This is a genomic window from Telluria sp. LT2P34, assembly GCF_059685915.1.
This window is the reverse complement of the sequence record NZ_JCASIN010000008.1, coordinates 130,848-152,679: the sequence shown is the minus strand read 5'-3', so window position 1 is coordinate 152,679 and position 21,832 is coordinate 130,848. Positions and strand designations below refer to the sequence as shown.

The window sequence follows — 21,832 nt, the reverse complement described above, 5'->3', positions numbered from 1 at the left end:
TTCCGTGGTGCGGGCCGAGGGCATCGTCACCACCGTGCGTGCGATCGAAAGCAATGTCCTGGCCGACGATGGCCAGATCATCGTGCTCGGCGGCCTGATTTCCGACAACGAGAACCATGGCCAGGAAAAAGTGCGCGGCCTGGGCGATATCCCGGTGCTGGGCAACCTGTTCAAATACCGCACCCGCACCCGCAGCAAGACCAACCTGATGGTCTTCCTGCGCCCGGTGGTGGTGCGCAGCAAGGAGCAGAACAACAGCATCTCGCTCGACCGCTACGAATACATGCGCGCGCTGGGCAATACGACGCGTCCGGTCGACGACACCATCCTGGTGCGCGACATCGGATCGCCGGAACTGCCACCATTGACGAATGGCCAGCCGCCTCCGGGCGGCACCCTGGCCACGGTACCGCCGCCGGCGCAGCCAATAACTCGTTCAGGCACTCCTGCTCAAATCCGTCCTACCGCACCAAAGACAGATCGAGTCCCGCCACTACCTCACGCGAAAAGCAGTACCAGTAGATCGACTCCCAAGAACTAGGTTGTTTGCTTATAAAAGAGCATCCCGTGGAACTTTTTAGACAGAACTCATTTCGTATTAAAAAATCATCTATTTAAGCTGGAAATGATGGAGAGACAGCAATGAAAAATCGCTTTGAGAAAAATTACAACAGATTACGCAGCAGGACGGCTGCATGGCTAAAAAAACCTTTGCATATAAAAATCAGCTTAATTCTTGCTATAGCAGGAGACAAACTAGATCATATTGAAGACCTAATATTTGAGCGACGCTATAAAGTGCGGTGTGGGGGCTTTATTGAGGGCCACGAACTTGAGACAGTCCATTCATCGGCTTCGCACTATTCCAAAGCTTATCAGGCAGTTAAATGCTCTTCGATTCGAAAATTGATGAACGAAGCCAAAAAAACTGGGATCTTATTTGAAAATTTTATTGATCTCGGTTCTGGCAAGGGGAAAGCATGCTTTTATGCTGCGACGAGGCAGAAATTTAAAAAAATTGTCGGTGTAGAATTTTCAGGACCATTAGTGGAGACGGCAAACAACAATAATGTAAAATTTGGCAAACGGTTTCATGACCATGATATATTATTTATTAATAAAAACGCTGCTGACTTTTGTCTACCCGCCGGCAACAATTTAATATTCATGTTTAATCCGTTTCAAGAAACCATACTGCTAGCATTTTTAAAAAATAATAAAGATCATTTTAGCCAGAGCCAATCAGTAATTGCGTATTTAAATGACAAGTGCCGACTCTGCTTGGCCGCCAACGGGTTTATCACTTTGTTTCGGAATCAAGAATCTCAGGGTTCGCTCTATCAATATAACTTGACCGATCTTCAAAGAAAAACAGACTTGCTGGTCTGAACTAAACGATGGCGAAATCTCTACCATTCTGCGGATAGCTACAAAGATCGGTCGCGATTTGGCTCTTAGCTAATCGCCGGAGGCGCTGATAACGCTTGGCGTTTAATCTTGAATCCAGTAACGGCGATAGTAGGAACATATGCAGACCTACGCTGGACTCACCACGACGTCCGCGATAGGAATTTGGTCTGCATATCGGTGAACAAGCTAGCGTAAGTTCAACCATGCTCGCCGTTATCTGTTTCATTGAAACCTGGTTACATTCCTGCGTTACAGCTGAAACAACGGAGGCAACAGCTGATGAAAATTCCAACGAAAAACGTATCACTTTACCCCTTTAGCCCTTCCGTGACAGACGAGGTGCTTAAAGCAGGTAGCGTTACTTCCAAGGATGAGTATCGGACATTATGCATGCAAGAAAATTCGGTGCCGCTTTTTTCGCGTGACTGGTGGCTCGACGCGGCTGTCGACCCGCAAGGATGGGATGTTGCGCTTGTGACGAGAAAAAGCCTAGTCGTAGCGTCGATGCCTTTTGTTCTCCGGCGCCGTTATGGTATGCAGATTCTCACTCAACCGCCATTAGCTCCGTTCCTCGGCCCTTGGATTCGATCTTGCGGTGGCAAAATGGCGAAACGATTGAGTAACGATAGCGAGCTAATGCAAGAGCTTATCGATCAGTTGCCACCATTTCATCACTTTGCGCAGACGTGGCATTGTAGTCTAAAAAATTGGCAACCGTTTTATTGGAATGGATTCCAGCAGACCACTTACTACACCTATGTACTCCGCGATTTGTCTAATACCTCCCAATTGTGGGCAAATCTCGGAAGCAGAGTAAGAGGGGCGATTGCCAAGGCAGAACAGGAGCATCAGTTACAAGTGTGTGATAATTTGCCTCTAGACGCATTCTTGGAACTGAACAAAAAAACTTTCGCAAGGCAGGGTCTGCCGCAACCTTATCCAGACGATCTGGTCCGCCGGCTCGACAATGCTTGCGTCCAACGAGGCTGTCGTAAAATCATTGGTATCGTTACTGCGGACGGGACGCCGGTCTCGGGCGAATATTTTGTTTGGGACGCCCAATGCGCATATGGTTTATTGTCGGGCACGGACCCGCTCTATCGCCAGAAGGGTGCTAGTACACTTTGTCAATGGGCTGCAATATTACATGCAGCAAAGGTCGCCCATGCTTACAACCATTGCGGATCGATGATCAAATCAATCGACAGTTTCTTTCGCGCATTTGGAGGCGTTAATATCCCCTACTTCCATGTGACCAAAACAACGTCCCGGCTACTTGAAATTCGCCAATGTATGCTTTCGCTCATCAAGTAAAAATAACGACGCGCGTCTCGGGCTGCTGGCGGCCCAGGAACTCGGCTCGGCGTTTTTTATAATTCTACGCCCTACATGAAAGAGCGAAGCCTGAGAGTGATAGCCACATTTAATTCGCTGCAGAAGCATTGTTCTCGCATACCGACTTTCTGAAGTGGCAAATTGTAGAAAAACAAAGTTGAAATATCTTGCGAACAATGATTAATTCAAACTGAGGCATCAGCGAATGCCGGGAGAATCGTGTGAGCTTACCAGGTAAGGCGTGAGTGGCAATGCAGTGTTTGCATCGGCTCGCAACACCGCTTCGGTGAACACGGGGCGTAATGCGGGTGATCGATTAGCAGACGCCCTTACCAGCGGTGTCCACAATCAGCCGTAATTCCCAATTGCACACATAGGTCAGCCCGTTATTAGCAGGCACGGTCGGGGTAATAAGGGTTCACGAAAATCTGGCAACCAAATTACGTTTGATTTGACTCCACATCCCACCTACATCGTGATGTACACTGCATTCGTTTTATCTACTAGCGCATACCTAGCATAAAACTGGCGGCTTAAGGCGATAGCAAAGACATAGACGGATTTATATACGAACGTGTGTGGACGTCCAAGATTTTGCTTGCAACCACGTCAAAATCAGCAAAAACGGAGGTGAATACCGAAAAAACTAATTAATCACGCTCTGCTTGTTTGACTTCAAGTTCGGCGTTTCAGACGCGTCATTCCTGTCAACCTACCCTGGTGCTTCGTTTCACTGAGATCGCCATTCCAAGCGGGCAGCGAAAAATCTAGTGGTGTTGCCTGTTCCTGATGAGATTGAGCCGAAGCAAGTTGGCGCTGAAATTGTGAGATAGCGATTCTACTCAGGCAAAATTCTAAGTCGGGTCTCCCCAAACCCAGGGAAGCGACTGCGTCGGCTGACGCATAAAAGCACGAGGTGCGTTTGCGATAAAGCTCTTTGCTTTCGAGAACGAGATCAACCATGCCGCTCCCATTACTGCGCATTGAAGTCTCAACCTTCCCAACGCCAAAACGGGCAGTGACGAAATAGCGGATTAATTTTTCCATATCGTTGTCGATTGTTACGACCAGTCAGTTGTGCCTGGAACTAGATGTGTTGAGTTCCCTGTCTGACACTATGGAGTTCGTCACGCGGTAATTCCAAGTTAACGGGTTAATGCTCCAGTCAACTGGAACCGCAATATTAGATCACTGGCATGACTTATGGAAACACTCATTCTATATTAAGCAACGATCTTAATCTATTGAGAATCATCCGACGGCCCCTAAAAATTCTACTTCGCACTGTTCCCACAGGGCAGTCAACAAGTTTCGCTATTTGATCGTAGCTTAAATCGTAGGATTCATGCAGGTCAATCAGCAACCGGATGTGTCGCGGGAGCCCATCCATCGCGATTTTGATCGAAGACCTAAGTTCGTTGTTCGCAAACGCTGATTCAGGAGTGCTCAAACTGTACGAGCTATCCGATTCATTCTCCGTCTCAGCACACTCCCTAAATTTTCTTGTGCTCGGAATTCGCCTACTCTCCTTGGCAAGGAAATTTCTTGCGGCGTTCGCGGCAATCTGATAGAGCCAAGTATAAAATGCACACTCATTGCGGAAGCCGCTAATTGCTCGGCACGCCTGAGCAAAGGACTCCTGAGCAATATCTTCCGCATCTTCGTCATTATTTACAAACTGAAACGCAAGACGGACTATCCTGCGGCGATACTTTATAAAAAGCAAATCGAATGCTTTATTATCGCCGGACCGGATACGTTCGATAAGAAGCTCGTCAAGTTCGCGTTCAGTCATCGCAGGCCTTTCCCGTTAGGACGGTTACATCCCGTTGATTTAACCAAACGTCAGGCTGTCCCGTGTAAGGAGGAACTGTTGAGCAGAAATAAGACTTGCGAAAATGTAATCAGGGACCATTGCAACTGCGTACATACAGTCAAACAGGTTTCCTCTGATATCAGCTAGTTCGGCTACCGAGATACACCGCTAACACATATGTTTTAATCATAGGTCGCTTCCGAGTTCTGATGGCGGCTAATATCGCGTTGCATTGTGCGAGATCAATAACCGACGCTTCCCGTGCAGGTACTGCTGACGCGACCGCTGTGTTCGCTTTTAGACGAGTTGAGATTTCCTACTGTTTTGCCTATCAAATTCAGTGAGATTTCAGCTGGAAATCGAAAACAATTGTGAATAGAAAGAACGTTAACAAGTATTGACAATGTCTGGTAGTGCCGTAAGAGGTCAGTGCAGGAAACCGCTGCGCTAGTCAAGAAAACTCACTGGACAGGAGGAGCGTCTAAGTAGTGACTTCCGAGCACGGCGGCAGTGCATCTAGCGGTTCGTTTGGCGCAGGCTCCATCTGAAAGCGGCCCGAAGCTATTCACTTACGCAAATCAGTAGGTATATGGGTAAGGTGGCTGCTGCTTGCGTTAAGGTCGTGCAAAGAACAGGCATGCTCGGCAAGAAAACCAAGAATGCGGAGGATCTTAGGGAAGGCGACTGAGGTAGCTTTGAAATAAATGCCTGCGCGTCCACCGTCGGTGGAAGAAGGCGGCAATTGGCGAATATTAGCGCCGCTTAATACAGCGTGCGTTTACTTTTTTGATCGCGTGCGCGTCATGCAGACAACGTAAGCGTAAATTGGCAAAGCATGGCGCAATTGCCAACCCCTAATTGGCGCTTCCGCAGATCGGAAATTTCTGCGCCTTCGACTTATAGATACCGACATTCAAACACGCTAGCTAATCCGATGTCGTATGAAATTCCCACGACCTAAGGAAGCGCTGATTCCTTCCCGACCTTCCGTCTAGCGGGCGTGCCTGACCGGAAACAATAGCGGTACGTTCGTCAGTGCCCATCAGATCACACAGAGAAACCTTCCGACCTTGATACCATGCCAAGAAGAAGCTGACCCGACACTACCGCTATCTCGGCGAGATCGACAGGGTTTCGCCGCAGGGCTAACGGCACAAGCTAATCCTGTGAAAATCAAACACCCTTGAAAAAAATGCCAGTCAGCTTAACTGACTGGCACTATACAGACGCTGACCTTTCGAAGGCCGTGAGATTACTATCGCGGCTCAACGAATGTGTTTGAAAAACTGTCAGACTTCAGGCCATTAGTTCGCAAAACTACATGACTTCACGACGTTGGGAGCTGGGTCGCCAAATACTGCATTCGAGCACGCAATCGAGCTAGTTGCAACTTTCCTAACGAAGCTGGTGGCTGCCCCATATCGCACTTCACGCGTCCCAGTAAAAGCACACATACCGCCTTCGGGCGCGCACTCGGTCCAGGCAGTACCTGGTGCAGGTGCTGGTGACGGTTCCACGCTGGTGTTCGCAAAGCTGCACGACTTCACGACGTTCGGTGCCGGGTCACCAAATACTGCATTAGAGCAAACAATCGACCCAGTTACCATTTTTGCCGCGAAACTGGTGCCTGCGCCGTACCGAACTTCACGCGTTCCGCTAACGACACACACACCGCCTTCGCCCGCGCACCCAGTCCAGCCTATACCGGGCGCTGGTGCAGGTGCGGGTACTGGTACAGGGACTGCCGTGCCTGCGTCCCCCACGTCTGTCTCGTAAGCGCCCATGTCAATTTTAGCGCCACGTGAATTACCGTCGATATCGACAGATGGGGCATTGGTGGTCAGGCCACGGGCAATGGCTGGAGAGGTGGATTGCAAACGATAGTCGCCGCCTCCGCCAGCGATATAGCGAACGAATAGCGGATCAGCCGCGATTATTCCGGTCTTCGTAGCGCTGCTTGGACTGGCCATGTCAAAGTTAGTGCGATTGGCAAACACCAGATTGTTAGCCACGCTGTTGCCCACGTCCTCAGATGTGATGGGACCCTGAATGCCGCCACCGTTTGCGTAGATGATGTTGTTGTGTACTTTAATTCCGCGAGTAGGGCAGCCATTGTTATAGGCTTCCTTGCAGCCCCCGTACCTGACACCATATCCAGAGTTTCCGAACAGTGTATTGTTCATGATTAGGGTGTTATTGTCGTCATGCCCTAAGTTGATGCCTTGGCTGGTTGCATAGACGATGTTGTTCGTAATCGTTCCCGACGAATTGTGGTAGATCCCCTGAATGTATCCACAACCGCCGCCAACATTATGGACTTTGTTACCCACGATGCTATAGTTGGAGTACGCCTGACCGCGACTCTGGTCGGTGACAATACCGCCTCCGCCCCGGTTATCACAACCAGATGCGGTGGCAACATGATGAATCCAACTCCCCCTGACAGAGGAATTGCCACCGGTCATTGCGATACCGATACGTACGCTTGTACTGCCGGCGCCGTCGACTTGGAAACCCTCGACATCCGTATATCCGCCTCTGACGCTCCACATTGTGTAGGCCCCAGCAACGGGCTTAAGTACAGCGCCGTGTTTGCTTGTTGAAACGAAACGGATACGCGCACTTGCCGTACCGCTAACGGTAGAAGTAACGGTCTCGACGTACGAACCGGGATCGACATACACAGTCGTCCCGGGGACAGCAAGGTTAGCTGCGCGTTGGATGGTACGAAGTGGCGCGCTGCCTGACGTGCCCAAATTCGTGTCCTTGCCTTGTGTCGAGACATACAAAGATGATGCGTTCGCGCTTGCGCTGAACAGTGAAACAGATCCAGCGATGACGAGCACAATAGACGTCTTGGAGAGAACAAAAGTTTTCAACGGGAATACCTTTAATCGTGAACAGGAGTAACTTTGACGGGAATCAACTGCCAAAGTTCAACGTTTCATCGAAAAAAGTTTACCCTATGATTTATTTAACCACGGAAAATTACAGAATTGCATCCAAACTTGTACACTTTGCTATACGGAAACGCGAAAAGCCAACAAATCTTTCTAAATCTCAACTTCGCAATATAGAGCCAGTGGCAAATCGACATCACTCTGTCCTGAGCATATATGCCACTCGCTGTTCCAATTACGAACGGTCTCTTCGACTGAAGTAAATTGAGGATAAGCTTCTAATCGAGCCAAAGCACACGTCCTCTAAAATTTGACCTTCGGGAGTCCGCCCGGGGTATCAGTGAATTTGATACCGATCAACTTTTAACCGAAAGTTTTTGCTGAAATACGATTTGGTCGATAGACTAACCCAAAACGATTCACCTGGAGGCCGCAATTCCCGCCTTAACCGGCAATACCCGCATACTGTAGGAGAATTAGCGATGAAAATAACCAGACGTTGCAACAAGACTCTTGAGCTAGCTGTGCGTTACGGGCTAATCCTCGACCATAAACACGGCGCCGTCAACGCGTGGACATTCATGACTAACAACGGGGTGCACAACGCAATTATACTTCGAGTTCTGTGCGATAGGAAATGTCGTAGAGCTGCTGATCAGTTAGCACTAGATATAGTTCTCGAAAACGTCAAACAAAACCGTGAAACAAAGTCCTTGAAAGTTGCACGCAGTGAATACGACCGAACTTACAGGGATCCCTACGTCCGGAAAATAGGACTCGATGATCTGGTAAAAAAGCTACGCCCGCGCTAACTACTTATGAAATCTTCATTGAAACATAAAGCAACAGACACGATCGTCGTTACCCAAGCTGGGCGAGAGGTATTCGATAAAGTACCACATGTCGGAACGTTTAATTCTACCAATATGGAAGCTGGCCTTAAATATGGCAGAAAACTACATTACGTTTATTGAATGGACACATGCTGAACTGGCAGAGATAGTACGTCTGAGGAAATTCCTCTTGCAATCTATCGGCAGCGAGAACACGGTCAAGACCCGTTTCAGAAATTGGTTAGATCTATCGTGAGCTCGCTAAAGAGTCCATCCCAAGCGCCACTAGACTTAGAACTACCCGCACCAGGTATCGTGACCTTATATTGAATGTGAGATAACGAACGGTACAATTCCAAATAAGTCATAAACGTAAACATATTGGTTGTGATCGAAACTTTTAGTTATTACTCACAAGATAAATGCTACGTTATGCGCCTTGATCAGGCTAATCCATACTAGCAACACAGTGAGGACAACGGAAATAGACTCACTAACGACCCGGTGAAGGGAGCGCTCGGAAAAGGTGAATTTGGAATTAGCGCGCGTATTCACGCCCGCGAAGCACCTGATATAAGAGTAAATAAGATATCCCACCAATCAATTCTTGTTGCCCAGTTTCCAAACAAACCTATCATTTTCGAGAGTAAATAGATTGTACTCAAATGCGAATTGCAGGATTTCGCTGATACTTCCGAGACCTAGCCGAGCTTTGATCCTATTTATATGTGTACTTACAGTCTTTTCGCTAATCGATAGGTGCTTAGCTATCTGGCAAGTATGCATACCCTTGACAATCAAAAAAACTACTTGCTTCTGACGAGGTGAAAGTACTACCTCAACGGTCGGTGGCTTAGCAACACTCGTAACCAGTGCTAAAGCGATTCCGGGCGTTAGATATATTTTTCTAACGGACGCCATTTTGATTGCTGCGATTAACTCCGAGGCTCCGCAGCTTCTTGTCAAAACCCCGTGTACGGAATTACGAAACAAAGGAGCCGGCGACTTGACCTCCTCGGCGCAAGTTATCACAACGACAGGCATTCCTTCACTTATCAGTGAAAGTCCCTGAAGAGCACATTCAATTGAACAGCCGAAACTTGGGTGTGTCAACACCAATACGTCGCCGGGGCGAAACTTTGGAATTGCTTTTTCGCCTTTGAGAACGCCGAGGTCATTCCAAGTCTCGCACTCACAATTTTCCTCAGCCAGAAGGAGCGCAATTCCTTCAGCCAACAGCCTCGTTTGAGAAAAGATGAAAACGCGCATTAATGCTCCGCTCGTACGGGCAGCTAAGGAACCGCACGAAATGTTATCGGCTACATGCTACGGTCGGGCGAGTTAGGTAAACTTACAAGCTGGAACTGTTTAACAAGCACATGGAAAGCCGCTTGACCGCCCACGAAAACGTACATTTCTAACGAAAAAGGTTTCCCAAATTCAATCCCGCCAGTTAAAGTAATTCGGTTTCGTAACAATCTTAACCAAGTTTCACGCGTAGGACAATCGTTTACAGTGATATTATTTGAGCTACATCAAAAGACTCAGTCCCAAACAGGATGTTGAACTGATTCTTAAAAGAAGCAACTTAGCCAAAGATCAGTTGCGGCGCAATACCGGCCCTATTCGTCTAGCCGATGTGATATTTTTGAAGGCGGCGAAGAAGAAATCAGAATGGTCAATTCTGTCATGCAAATGACTTTGGAATATAGTCTAGACCGCCGAATTGGTAACATAGATACGCCTTATGCGCAAGCCTCGCTTGTACTGACAATGGCTACAAAGACATGAACGGTTTGACTTTTGGCTCGTTCGGTGACTGCGCTGCAGCAATGCCTAACGCGTAAGAAACCGCAGACTCGTTCCCGGCCTGCCGTCTAGTGGGCTCGCCAGACCGGAGACAATAGCCGCACCTTCATCAGTGCCCATAAGACCAGCAAGACAACCTCTTTTGACCTTGAATACGTCGCCATGAAGAGCGTACCCAACACGAGCGCTCTCTCGCCGAGATCGATAGCGTTTCGCCTCAAGGCAAACTGCACAAGGTGATCGAGCGCATCATCCCAAGCCGGCAGCCCTGAATGTCTATCGATGGCGCTTGCGCAAATATCTTGCATGTACATGGTCTAGCAGTGCTTCGGCTTGCTGGATGGTCGCATTGAACATACGATTGACGACGAGCAACCGATTCGCTGTTTTGTTAACGTCGACTTCAACCGAGAGTCGACGCCGGATGCGACGACGCTGTTCGAGTTTCGTCATTTGCTCTAAGCAAATAACACCAGGCGCCAGATTTTCGAGACGAACAATGCGCACTCGGCCGGGATGCGTTCGATGATTCGTAAAGACAACATCACCGTGATAGCCGCGCCTCTTTCAAAAAAGGGCAGCGACGGCGGCCGCGATCCGGAAATGCACCAATCGGGTAAAGATAACGGCTATCACTTCGGGATGAGAGGGTATGTCAGCATGGATGCCGGGTCGGACCAAGTGCCGCACCCAAATTTGAACTGCTGGCAATGTCTCAGATGTGATGCAGGCAGGCAAGCTAAGCCACGACCATGGATCCTTTCCGCAGCATCACGAACCTGATTCGTCACCGGAAGACGCGCTATCGCCACCCAGGAAAAACCCGACTTAGCTGTTTACTCCGTTCGTTTGCCGATCTGGTGGCGAGCGGCGATTACGATCAATGAAAGTCAAAGTGTGGCCTGAGCGCCGGAAGGTGCCAAGAATTGTGCCGAGTCGGTAACAAAACGTGCTGTAGTGGGACCGAATAACACTCTTCCCGCGATGCGATGCCGTTGCTTCGGCAAGAAAGATAATGCGCTGGGAAGGTCAATTGATCAACGCTTCCATAACTGAAGATTGTTGAATGTCGCAAAAAAATTAGCGATCCGAAATAGCTGATTAACGCTTGTCAACCCGATCAAAAATTCTGACAATCTCGCCCAATGAGCGAAAAGTCTAAGAACGCAACGTTCCGACAAATTGTCCCAAGTACACGTATCAGCCACCGCCCCGAAAATCTAAAGGACTGCTCTGTTAGGGTAAGCCGCGCGACAGTCATACGCGCACGTTTGAGTGTTCTTCTAATTTGAGGGGCTATTGCTCAAAAAGTTTTTTTGGTACTTAACTGTTAGCTACGGTGTCCTATGCCCGGAAGATGAACTGTGAAATGATTTCACGCGCCCGAAAAATTCGGCTCCGTACCGTTCCTATCGGGCATGCCATAATTTCTGAAATTTCTTCGTAACTCTTGCCCTCTAACTCCCGCAAAACGAGGGTAGTCCGCAATTCATATGGAAGGGCATCGATGCTAGAAATCAACAGCGCCTCAAGCTGTTTTTGCTCAAAAATTGATTCTGGGGTTTCTACGTCGACAAGAACATCTCGCGTTAGGCCGGCGGAATCCGGAGCAAAATCGGATGACACCAGCATCGCGGAACGCGAACTGTTTCGTCTGATTCCCGATTTCGCTACATTGACGGCAATCCTATAAAGCCACGTTGAGAACGCCGAATCGCCGCGGAAGCTATTTACCGCACGAAAGGCCTTGATAAATGTTTCCTGAACGATATCCTCGACATCTGCCGGATTCGCCATAAGACGCGAAACGACCCTCACGATTCGCAGCCGATATTTCACGACCAAAAGGTTGAAAGCCTGACGTTGCCCTTGCTGTGCTAAATGAACTAACAATCTATCGCCGTCACGGTTCGGATCCATCGCAAGCCTCGTCCTGTTAAATGCGGACGGCAATTACAGGAACAATAACACGTTGCAACTCCCGCTAATGTTGCCGTAACATCGCGAGAGGAACGCGCAATTAGTTCCCGACTGACAAGTGCAACCTTCCGCGTCGTTCGAATATCGCTGGATACGCGTACGCAATGGTGCGCGAATATCACGCCGCAGATCGATGCAGAAACTCGGCACAGATCGGTACAAACGATTTTCTTGTACGTGCGTTTAAGAAAACTGGTCAGATCCGGTTAGTCACAATCAGCGAACCCCTAATAAGCAAATTTTTCACCAAAATCATATATTTTTACAGCGTCCTAAAAGTAGATAACAACCTTTATGAATGTCGCGCTATAGAAATTCTTTACCGATTATGACTAACATTGCGCGGGACGTGCTAAAAAAACACTTTTTAACTGAGCTGTAATTTCCATAGTGATTGCGAAGTTGAAAAGTTAATATCCGGACCTAAGGCGACAATACTGCTTTCAAAAAAACGGGCGACATTTACAGTTGGGGAAGATTCTATCGCCCAGGCCGGCCGTGAATTTAGCGATTTAAAAAAAGATCAGGGTTTGACGCAAAGGTATTTCTAAGTGATGATTAACCAATAAGATGATCGAGCGATAACGCTATATAGCAATCTAAGCCACGTAATAGAGTACCCATCAAAGCAGTTCAATTATTTTAGCCGTCTAGAACTATCAACTCATCCCACGATCCAAACGTCGTAGGTAAATTCTTTCGAACTTCTCATCGTCTTATTTGCAACGTAAAGCTAACATACGGTGCGGCCGAAAAATACCAACCAGCAGTTGGCTCCAATTTTGAACCGATATACTCAGGTCGCCCTATTCACCGACGCGGAGTTTTGACAAATTCAAGCGGCCAAACGGTAGGACCATGGGCAGCTTATAAGAATTCGGTGGCCTCATGCTGAATTCTAAACCGATCGCACGCGCCGAGGAGTCATCTGCGACTAGTGAAGATTAATCGTTGGCGGCGCGGCGAGCACCGAATCGGCTTTCTTCTGAATGTCCGCCAGCTGTTCTCTTTTGGCAACCCGCACCAAGAGCACGAGTTGTCGCTCAAGAAGATAGCGAACGCGGCAATCGAAATCAGCCCCCCCTCGCAGTGGTAAAGCCATGGTGATCTCGGAAATCAACCGTTGTGAGGTAAGACGCGGCATGTAACCCCCTAAACGCTAGTGCGGTAGTGAGCGTTATTGAAAACCCTCGAAGTCTCTTTCTGCACTCAGACCATTTAATCTTAATCCGAATTCAAGTGAACGCGAGTCAATAATTCAATGTTTCTTGATGTTCCGCAAAGGATTGATAACGCTCAGTGTACAACTAGGGGTAGTGGCTATGAAAGGGGGCAGACAGTCGAATTAATACAACCGGTTATATTGGCATAACGACATGCGCTTGCAATATTAACGTTGCGCAATCATTTCCTCACGGAAGGGCGGCCACACATGATTTCGCAGCACAGAATTGGCTTCTAACAATGAGCATCGCGACAGTTAGCCAAGTGTGCGGCGAACATCCTTTCCACGACGTTTCGCCCAGTAAATTCAACAACCCCGGGGTTACAATCGATTTGCAAAAATCACGCAGACGTCGATGCGAATTCCAAAAATTCTGTAAAGAATTTTGTAACCGCCGCAGCGCGCTTGATTGTTCTACTTGTGCCGTCAGTAGGAAGTTAATTGGCGCTAATAAAGGAAAGCAGCTCGAGGGTTCTACGTTTTTTCATCCGCCACATCCGAAACTTCTTCCGCATCCATGAACGTTTGGCGGGCAATTTCTGTGCAGAAAAATTGCAATAGACAGTTCTGGGAATAAGATACTTTTATTAAAAATCTTGCTTCGCCATATATCCAATCATATTATCTGATAACAGCGCGCGACCAGTCACGACCGAGCGTCAGTAATATTCGATTTTGCTTCAGATTCCGCTAGCGTCGCAATGGTTGCGCGCATACCTATGTCGCACTATCGATTCGTTCATCTACTTAATAAGCCGTATCCCTCTATAGTCTTTGCAAACACTAGATCAGGTAATGACATGTGCTCAGCAGTCAGCTTAATGAGTATTTCCCGCAGTCATGGTGTGCGACGACGCCCTTTGAGAGATCGCAAGTGGGCCAACCGCAATCAGTCTACTTTTAAACGCCGCGCGCACGCGACTACGACCATTCCCTCACCAGTGACAATAGCTACTTTTACTTAGACGCAATCGCTGGGTCTACAACTATTGCCTATGCTCACTCGTACGGATCAGTGATAAATGCAGGGATGTAATGCCGACCAGTAACAGAAAACAGGTAAGTCAATAGTGCAATTAAGCACCGGTCTGTTAGCAATCGTAGTGCCCTGCGAAGCTCAGCGGTCATTAGTTGCCCCCGGCCTACGTTCTCGAACAATCGTCGTAGAATGACGGCGGGTCATCGTAAGACAGTTATTGATAAATATCAAATGCCGTCGTTGGTAACGTGAGAGTATTGGTTGAACCGTATCTCCTGCGATCGGAAAGACATGATATCGGGTCCCATCGGAAGGGGTAGTCTTCCTAATTACTGACTGCATACGTATGCTGAGGCAAATCCCACTATGTAAGGCGGTCGCTGTCTTCTTGAAAAACGAGTTCAACCGCAATGTAATAACTCTAATCGCCGGAACAGGGCTTGCGCAATTGATACCTCTGGCCTTAACCCCGGTATTATCGCGCATCTACTCCCCAGCGCAATTTGGGGCGTTAGCGATTTTTACGGCGGCGGTATCGAGCGTGTCAATTATCGCGACTGGTCGGTACGAATTAGCTGTCCTATTGCCGCGGAAGGACACGGATGCCGTTAATATCGTTGTACTGTCTGTCGCAATGAGTGCAGCGGTAAGTGTATTTCTTCTCGCCGCTATATCCGGATTTAATGATCAGTTATCGAGGACATTCCGCTACGGGGACGTGTACATATGGATTTATTTGGTTCCGTTAGCTGTACTGCTTAATAGTATTTACTTGAATTTGAGCTATTGGAGCAATCGCAAGAAGTTGTATGTTCTGATGGCTCAGCGAAGGGTTATACATAGCAGCGGCACTGCAGCGACTCAACTTGCCCTGGGCTTACTACGTCCAGACGCTGGGAGCCTGATCATAGGAATGATATTTGGACAAGCGCTGGCGGCGGTGACGATGGTGAAAATGGTGCAACGACGTGAACAATGTTTCTGGAAAGACGTCAACCACAGAAAGATGTGGGCACTAGCCAAACGGTACAGGAGTTGCCCCAAGTTACTAGTGCCAGCTCATACGTTAAGTGCGCTTTCAATCGTACTCCCTGCAGTTTTTATAAACACTGCGTTCGGCATGTCTGCAGCCGGCTATTTCATGATGGCCGAACGGGTAGTAGGTCTGCCCGTTTCATTGGTTTCGGCATCGATTGGGGATGTTTTTCGACAAAAGATGACTGAGCGATACCTTGCCGCGGAGCATTGCAAGCAGGAATTTCTTTCGACCTTAGTAAAACTTGTCGCGATGGCGACACCGCCGTTTATTGGTCTAGTCCTAGTTGCGCCTGGGCTATTCGAAGTGGTTTTCGGAGACAGATGGCGAATCTCTGGAGAATATGCACAACTGATGTGTCCAATGTTTTATAGTCGATTCATCGCTGGTCCTTTAAGCTTAATTGCAATCGTGGCGCAGAAAAACCGATACGAATGTTTTTGGCATATCGGACTGTTATCGTCTTTATCGATAGCAGCGGTGTCATACTACTTTTTCCCGCTTGGCGCAAAGTCGTACATCATAGCTTTCGTGATTATCAACGTTATATTTGATCTAGTGATTTTGCGGGCTAGTTACAGGTTCGCATGCGATCGTGATTCACGAGGTGCTGCATCTAAGTGTTGACTGACGAAGCGTTAAACGATTTGTTTAAAAAGGTGATCCCATGGATGCAGCTGTTAAACTCGCCGGCAGCGACCCGGAACATTCTACCCTGGCTTGCTCAGAAAAGCACAAGCCCGAGAAATCCGAGTACCGACGTCTTTGCGAAACTGCGAAATCGATCCCGATTTTTTCAACAGATTGGTGGCTCGACGCCGTTGTGGGACGAGAGAATTGGGATGTCGTACTTGTAAAAAAGAATGGACAGGTTATAGGGGCCTTGCCTTTCGCTACCGCTCGGCGGTTCGGGATGAACTTAATTCGGCAGCCGCCTCTAACGCCGTGCCTCGGCCCATGGATACTCCCTAAAGGCGAAAAACCGTCGTCTAAACTGAGCAACGAGCAGAAAGTGATGCAGCTGTTGATCGAGCAACTACCTAACTTTGACAGTTTTAATCAGACGTGGAACAAAGGTTTTTCGAACTGGCTCCCGTTTTATTGGAACGGGTTTAATCAGACGACAGAATACACTTACGTTTTGTATGGAATTGATGATTTGGACGGGGTTTGGAACCGATTTGAGTCGGCCCGCCGCAAGCACTGCAAGGATGGAGCGAGTCGCTTTAAGGTACGTGAGGACTTTCCTTTGGAAGCGTTCCTGGCATTGCACAAGATGACACTGCAGAGTCGCGGAGTCCACCAGTCCTTTACCGACGATTGCCTACGACGGCTAGATGCCGCGTGCGTCGCGCGTAATCGCCGTAAAATTCAAATCGTTGTTGACGATTCAGGACGGCCTTGCGCTGGGACGTACACCGTTTGGGACGACAACTGTGCCTACGCATTGATGAAGGGTTCGAGTCCCGCCGTCGAGCACGCAAGCGCTCCAAGCCTCTGCCAATGGGAGGCCATTAAATTTAGTTCGACAGTGGCAGCGAAGTACGATTTTCTTGGAAATATGAATCCTTCAATTGAGCCTTACGTGCGCAGCTTCGGGGCAGAGCAAACGTCTGTCTTTTCGATAACTAAGACACCGTCTAGGCTGCTTCGTTTGCGCCAGGGGATTAAGGGCGTACTCGCCAGCGGCCGTTAGCCCGAGCCTACGATAAAAAACATAATGACGAGTCTCGTAAAATATTGATCGTAAATACGCTTGCTAGCGTCAACATTTCCTTGAGTTCGTGAAGCAAGCTATGCGAAATTTGCACAAAGGGGTTGTCGGCGACCTTTCCGTCACGGAGCGTTGGCGCCTTTGCTTTCGGAGGATCTGTCTTCGCATCGTTCATCCGGCGTTCGCCGGTGTGCGGGTGGCGCTACTAAATAATGACAAGGACACCTCACTGACGGCGTCATATGCTCTATGCGACAAGTGTGCCCGCGAGCAGTAATCCAGCCTTAACTGTCGGTGTTTCTGGACGAAACTCCCTTACAACTCGGAGTGAAATGTGTTCACGATGAACAAAGGAGGCTGGCTTATGTAAGCCTTGATCGACGAATGTAGCGTGGTGCTCGGTTAAGCCGAACTTGGCCTCGGAATATCAGTAACGGGCAGCCATCCGCCCGAGCGGCTTCAAATACGGCCTTTACTCCAACAATGATCGAATGTTGTGATTGTTCAATATTATCGGCAGGACTCAGCAGCAAAGCACGAGCACCAATTCTATAGGCAAAAAAAGATTCGGCGGTCGCCCATTAACAATTCGTTTCTTTCATCCTTTTTTACGTAATTAGTGAAAATCTAAGCGCCCCGATGTCTCGTTTTGTTATATTTCAATAAGTTTGTTCGAAGGATTGACCAGCATTCATAAGCATCGTCGCCTTGAAGTGCAACCGTGAGACGATTTGCTGGTTGGAACAGAGGAGCGTAATGCTGCACGTTACTTTTTCAAATAGCTGGTGCCCAGAGCGCCGATGGATTGCTGACGTCGTGCTCAATCAATTTCTTGGACTTGAGTACGAGCTAACTTTCGCAGAAGCCGAATCTGTCGACATCAGATCGGCGGGAAAGAGGCTTTCTCTTTCGGACGATTTTTTTTCGAGAGGAATGGGAATCGAGACCACATCGGTTCGCTGGTCTGTCGCAGAGAGCAAGCTTAAATCGAGGCTTTGCGCGCCGACCATTCCGATACTATTTGGCTCACCTGGCTTCTCAATTAATTCCGAGGGAAATGCGCTGCTTTCGGTTGACGTATTTGGCATAGCGTTTTTTATGTTAAGCAGATACGAAGAATGGGTGCGGCCCGAGCGGGACCGACATGATCGCTTTCCGGTTCACGCGTCGGCAGCGGCACAACTCGGTTTTCTGGACCGTCCGATCGTGGACGAATATGTAGATATCCTCTGGGCAGCGATGCGCGTAGTTTGGCCTGGGATGAAGCGAAAGTGTCGGTTACCGCGTAAGCTAATTAGCTGCGATATTGATCTACCGTTCGATCCGGCTTGTGCATCCATATCCCGACTCGGGAGGAGGCTGCTTGGTCGTGCATGTCGTGAGCGATCGCTTAGTGCCGTCGCCGCGAGCATTGGCAATTATTTGGCGGTAAAATGCGGGAACAGGGATCGCGATCCTTACTGGAGCGCACTCGACTGGATCATGAACGTGAACGAAAAGGCAGGCAACCAAGTTACGTTTAACTTTATACCGGAGCGTACTGACGTCACTAGGGACAATGCGCCAAGCATTGATGACATCCGAATGCGCCGTTTGCTGCGTACCATATCTAAACGCGGGCACTTAGTAGGCATTCACCCAGGATATAACACCTACCGTGATCCGCGGGCATTCGCCCGCTCGGTAGTCAAGCTACGACGTGCGCTGGACAGTGAAGGCATATATCAGGACGAACTGGGCGGTCGACAGCATTACTTGCGCTGGGATGTAGCCGCTACTGCGCAATTGTGGGCTGCAAACGAACTGAGCTACGACAGCACTCTTTCCTACCCAACGGTTGCAGGATTCCGAGCCGGAACGTGTCATGAGTATTCGATGTACGATCTAGTTGACCGTCGTCCGCTAGCGGTGAAGCAGCGACCCCTGATCGTAATGGAAAATGCAGTCATCGACAAGGCTAATATGGGACTGGGCCACGGTGAGGCGGCGCTCTCCGCAATGAAGCGATACAAGTATATCTGCCACCAGTTTGACGGCGACTTTACACTGCTATGGCATAACTCTTCGTTCGTAAGCGAAACTGATCGCGAAATATATCTCGATCTAATTACCTAAGGTATGGACCCCCGATACTGTGGTTGTACCGCGCGTCAATTAAGTCGCATATTTCTCCAGTGCTGTATCTCTTCACATCAGAAACTGATCTTCATCTAGTTATCCGTTTTAATGCTCATGACCCTAAAAAAAGTTGATACCGAGTGTTAGCCGTGAGCCATAAAATGGGGGACCTTGTAACCTATGTTTTACACACGATCATGACGCGCTTGTTATCAATCTAATTCGGACGGGTCACAGCTTCCCAGCCATAGGCTAACGGCTCGCGACGTCGCGTTCTATGTCGCGGGAAACGCGCGGCGCACGCGCTGTACCCGCGTAGTAACTTAGCCTTATTGGACAACGTTCCCAGCACTCTCGCACCACAGATTTCTTGCGACATAACATCCAGTTAGGGGAGGAACTGCGGCAATGAAGATGAGCTGCCAGCCGATATCGCCGTAGCAAGAGCGACCTTTCTAGGACTCTGTCATCAGTCGCTGGTCAGGAAAATTACACTCTCGCAAGTAGCAAAAAGTTAGACGAACAACACGCCAACGCAAACGCTACACAAGCGTGATCTGTAATTAGCCGGCCTATTTAGTGGCGCCTAGACTGGTTTCTGAACAGTATGCCGAGCATCTGTCAGCGGCGCGCATTAGCAAGTCTGAATCTTAACTCAACCGCATGCGTTATACATTGCTCCGTTTGATAGCTTAGCGGCGGCCAGCGTTAGATGAGCACACAGGATTACCCAACAATTCAGATCGCGATCTCCTGGAAATTACAGATCGTTGAGCGTGTGCTTTCCCAACGATGGTGAAGAAACTCGTACCGCTGTTCCAGAAGATTGGTTAGGGACATCCTATAGGAGCGGTGTGAGCTCCTCCCGACGCTACCTTAATGTTGCAGACGAAATTTTGTAAGACGTGCTCTTCGCTCTGGAAACCGGCTCAATGTATGAGATTTGTCAAAGTATGACGACTACTCGCCGATATCATTGAGTGGCGACATACGCAACTTCATCACCGCTACGTGAATGATCGATTTCCGCAGGTAAAAGTTAAAATAGATCACCGCACCTGTTGAATTTCTACAACTAATTGCCAAGGAGGCTGCAATGAACGTTAGAGCTTTGGGAAGGCGGTCATTCATAAGCCGCTCTGCTGCTTTGATCGGGGCATCTACCCTTCCGCTTGGTGTTATGGGGCAAACCACCTTAAAGATCCGTCCAGAATGGCAGGCATTTAAAACAACGCCCCGTTACGACTCCTTGCTGAAAGCAATTAGTCTGATGAAGTCGAATTCGAATTCTGCGGATCCGAATAGCTGGTCTTATTGGACTAGCATTCATCGTAACAGCTGCCCACACGGTGTCGCGTATTTCTTGGCTTGGCACCGGGGCTATCTATTCCACTTCGAGCGTCAACTACGGGCAGTTTCAGGCGATACTCAACTTATACTCCCATATTGGGATTACTACTCATACGCAACCTTGCCCGCCGAGTTCACCAATCCAACGAGCGGAAATCCTCTGTATGTCGAAAGAGTCAACACGAACGTAAGGCCGGCGCTAACAATGGCGCCCTTTGGATCAAGCCTTACTAATTTCCAGACTGGAAAGAGCTACGCGTTTGAGCCGAACATCGAGGGCGCGCCACATAACCAGCTACATAATATAATCGGAAACGCAATGGCTACTTTGCAGTCTCCTGTCGACCCTATTTTTTGGCTTCACCATGCCAACATTGACAGGCTATGGGTCGCTTGGGTTAATGCCGGTGCCGGTCGGACGATGCCGGCAATATCCAACCGGTATTGGTCTGGAAGACATACCTATAATAGTACGCTGACAACTTTGAGAACCCACACGTACAATACTAGTAGCTCCTTAGGATACAAATATGCAAATGAGACTTTTCCAACCAGATTACCGCTAGCACAATTGGGCAGTCCGAAGATTCTGCGTGTGCAAGCAACGTCTGACATGCTGCCAGGAGCTCTTCCCCCTGTAGGCTCCTTCCAAATATCAGCACCTCGTAAAACGGGCGAGCTAACATTCTCCGTCGGTGGGGCACTCAATGTAGGCCTCGAACAAAAATCTATAAGCGTGCAGCTTCCGATTAACTCCGAACACAGCCGAGTATTAACGCAGATTGCGGCCGGTAAACCAACCATCATCCCGGGTGATCAGAAAGCATACCGGGCAGTGTACATTGTCCTTGATAATGTCGAGATTGCGCAGATCGGACAAGCTGGAGGGTACTTCTATCGATTGTATTTGAACATTCCCTCATCGAAGAGTGCATCGGTTAATCCGAGTACGTTCTACCTTGGCTCACTCGGACCGTTTGAAATCAACGCCGCTAACCATCATGGAAACGGCCGTCCAAAATTGCGATATCTGATCAGCCAAGCATTGTCGAGCGCATCGGCTACCGGAATCGGTATGATGTCTGTCTCGTTTGTGCGAGTTAGTGGGGATAATAGTCCTAAAGAACCCGTCATCGGTCTTGGCGAGGTCCGTGTGGAAATTTCTTCGGATTCCATCGATTAATACTGTTGCTGCGCGCGGGCGGAGTTTGTATGATCGCTTGCTGGTTTGATCAATTGAAACAGGATTGCAATCCTATTTAATACGGAGATGCCCTCAAGCAAAGTCGAACGAAGATGATGGTCTCATCGTGTTAAAGGCGACTCT

General features: G+C 48.6%; 13 protein-coding genes and 1 pseudogene. 8 read left to right on the top strand and 6 right to left on the bottom strand.

Annotation, left to right across the window (positions count from 1 at the left end):
* The 3 genes from AC56KZ_RS18675 to AC56KZ_RS18665 form a co-directional block, all read left to right on the top strand.
* On the top strand, positions 1-541 hold a 541-nt coding region (locus AC56KZ_RS18675), incomplete at its 5' end, for a type II secretion system protein GspD (RefSeq protein WP_497163683.1).
* A 101-nt stretch (positions 542-642) separates the two neighbouring features.
* Positions 643-1,389: a hypothetical protein gene (locus AC56KZ_RS18670; RefSeq protein ID WP_497163682.1), complete on the top strand. Its 747-nt coding sequence runs from the start codon at positions 643-645 to the stop codon at positions 1,387-1,389.
* Positions 1,390-1,689: 300 nt separating this feature from the next.
* Positions 1,690-2,724 (top strand): GNAT family N-acetyltransferase, encoded by a 1,035-nt coding sequence (locus AC56KZ_RS18665; RefSeq protein ID WP_497163681.1) that lies wholly within the window; start codon positions 1,690-1,692, stop codon positions 2,722-2,724.
* 696 nt (positions 2,725-3,420) lie between these two features.
* On the opposite strand, the gene AC56KZ_RS18660 is transcribed toward AC56KZ_RS18665, so the two are convergent.
* The 6 genes from AC56KZ_RS18660 to AC56KZ_RS18635 all read right to left on the bottom strand — a co-directional run bounded on the left by AC56KZ_RS18660 (position 3,421) and on the right by AC56KZ_RS18635 (position 13,227).
* Complete coding sequence (locus AC56KZ_RS18660) at positions 3,421-3,792, bottom strand: hypothetical protein (RefSeq protein WP_497163680.1); 372 nt, start codon at positions 3,790-3,792, stop codon at positions 3,421-3,423.
* 166 nt (positions 3,793-3,958) lie between these two features.
* Entirely contained in the window at positions 3,959-4,540 is a 582-nt protein-coding gene (locus AC56KZ_RS18655; protein ID WP_497163679.1) for a sigma-70 family RNA polymerase sigma factor, read from the bottom strand.
* A gap of 1,325 nt (positions 4,541-5,865) precedes the next feature.
* A complete protein-coding gene (locus tag AC56KZ_RS18650) occupies positions 5,866-7,440 on the bottom strand; it encodes a choice-of-anchor Q domain-containing protein (protein WP_497163678.1) in 1,575 nt (524 codons plus the stop codon).
* A gap of 1,454 nt (positions 7,441-8,894) precedes the next feature.
* The gene (locus tag AC56KZ_RS18645; protein ID WP_497163677.1) at positions 8,895-9,563 is read right to left on the bottom strand and encodes a response regulator transcription factor; all 669 of its coding nucleotides are present in this window, start codon (positions 9,561-9,563) and stop codon (positions 8,895-8,897) included.
* A gap of 1,884 nt (positions 9,564-11,447) precedes the next feature.
* On the bottom strand, positions 11,448-12,023 hold the full coding sequence (locus tag AC56KZ_RS18640; protein ID WP_497163676.1) for a sigma-70 family RNA polymerase sigma factor: 576 nt from the start codon (positions 12,021-12,023) through the stop codon (positions 11,448-11,450).
* A 994-nt stretch (positions 12,024-13,017) separates the two neighbouring features.
* Positions 13,018-13,227: a hypothetical protein gene (locus AC56KZ_RS18635; RefSeq protein ID WP_497163675.1), complete on the bottom strand. Its 210-nt coding sequence runs from the start codon at positions 13,225-13,227 to the stop codon at positions 13,018-13,020.
* A gap of 1,448 nt (positions 13,228-14,675) precedes the next feature.
* On the opposite strand from AC56KZ_RS18635, the gene AC56KZ_RS18630 reads away from it, so the two are divergent.
* From AC56KZ_RS18630 to AC56KZ_RS18610, 5 genes and pseudogenes are all read left to right on the top strand, one after another.
* Positions 14,676-15,950, top strand: coding sequence for a lipopolysaccharide biosynthesis protein (locus AC56KZ_RS18630; RefSeq protein WP_497163674.1), 1,275 nt, complete (start codon positions 14,676-14,678; stop codon positions 15,948-15,950).
* 40 nt (positions 15,951-15,990) lie between these two features.
* On the top strand, positions 15,991-17,019 hold the full coding sequence (locus tag AC56KZ_RS18625; RefSeq protein ID WP_497163673.1) for a GNAT family N-acetyltransferase: 1,029 nt from the start codon (positions 15,991-15,993) through the stop codon (positions 17,017-17,019).
* Positions 17,020-17,793: 774 nt separating this feature from the next.
* Positions 17,794-19,152 carry a polysaccharide deacetylase family protein gene (locus AC56KZ_RS18620; protein ID WP_497163672.1) on the top strand — a complete coding sequence of 453 codons (1,359 nt, stop codon included), beginning with the start codon at positions 17,794-17,796 and terminating at the stop codon, positions 19,150-19,152.
* A 1,099-nt stretch (positions 19,153-20,251) separates the two neighbouring features.
* Positions 20,252-20,893: pseudogene (locus AC56KZ_RS18615) on the top strand (tyrosinase family protein); the annotation flags it as partial.
* Positions 20,894-21,118: 225 nt separating this feature from the next.
* Positions 21,119-21,688: a hypothetical protein gene (locus AC56KZ_RS18610; protein ID WP_497163687.1), complete on the top strand. Its 570-nt coding sequence runs from the start codon at positions 21,119-21,121 to the stop codon at positions 21,686-21,688.
* Positions 21,689-21,832 lie beyond the last annotated feature (144 nt).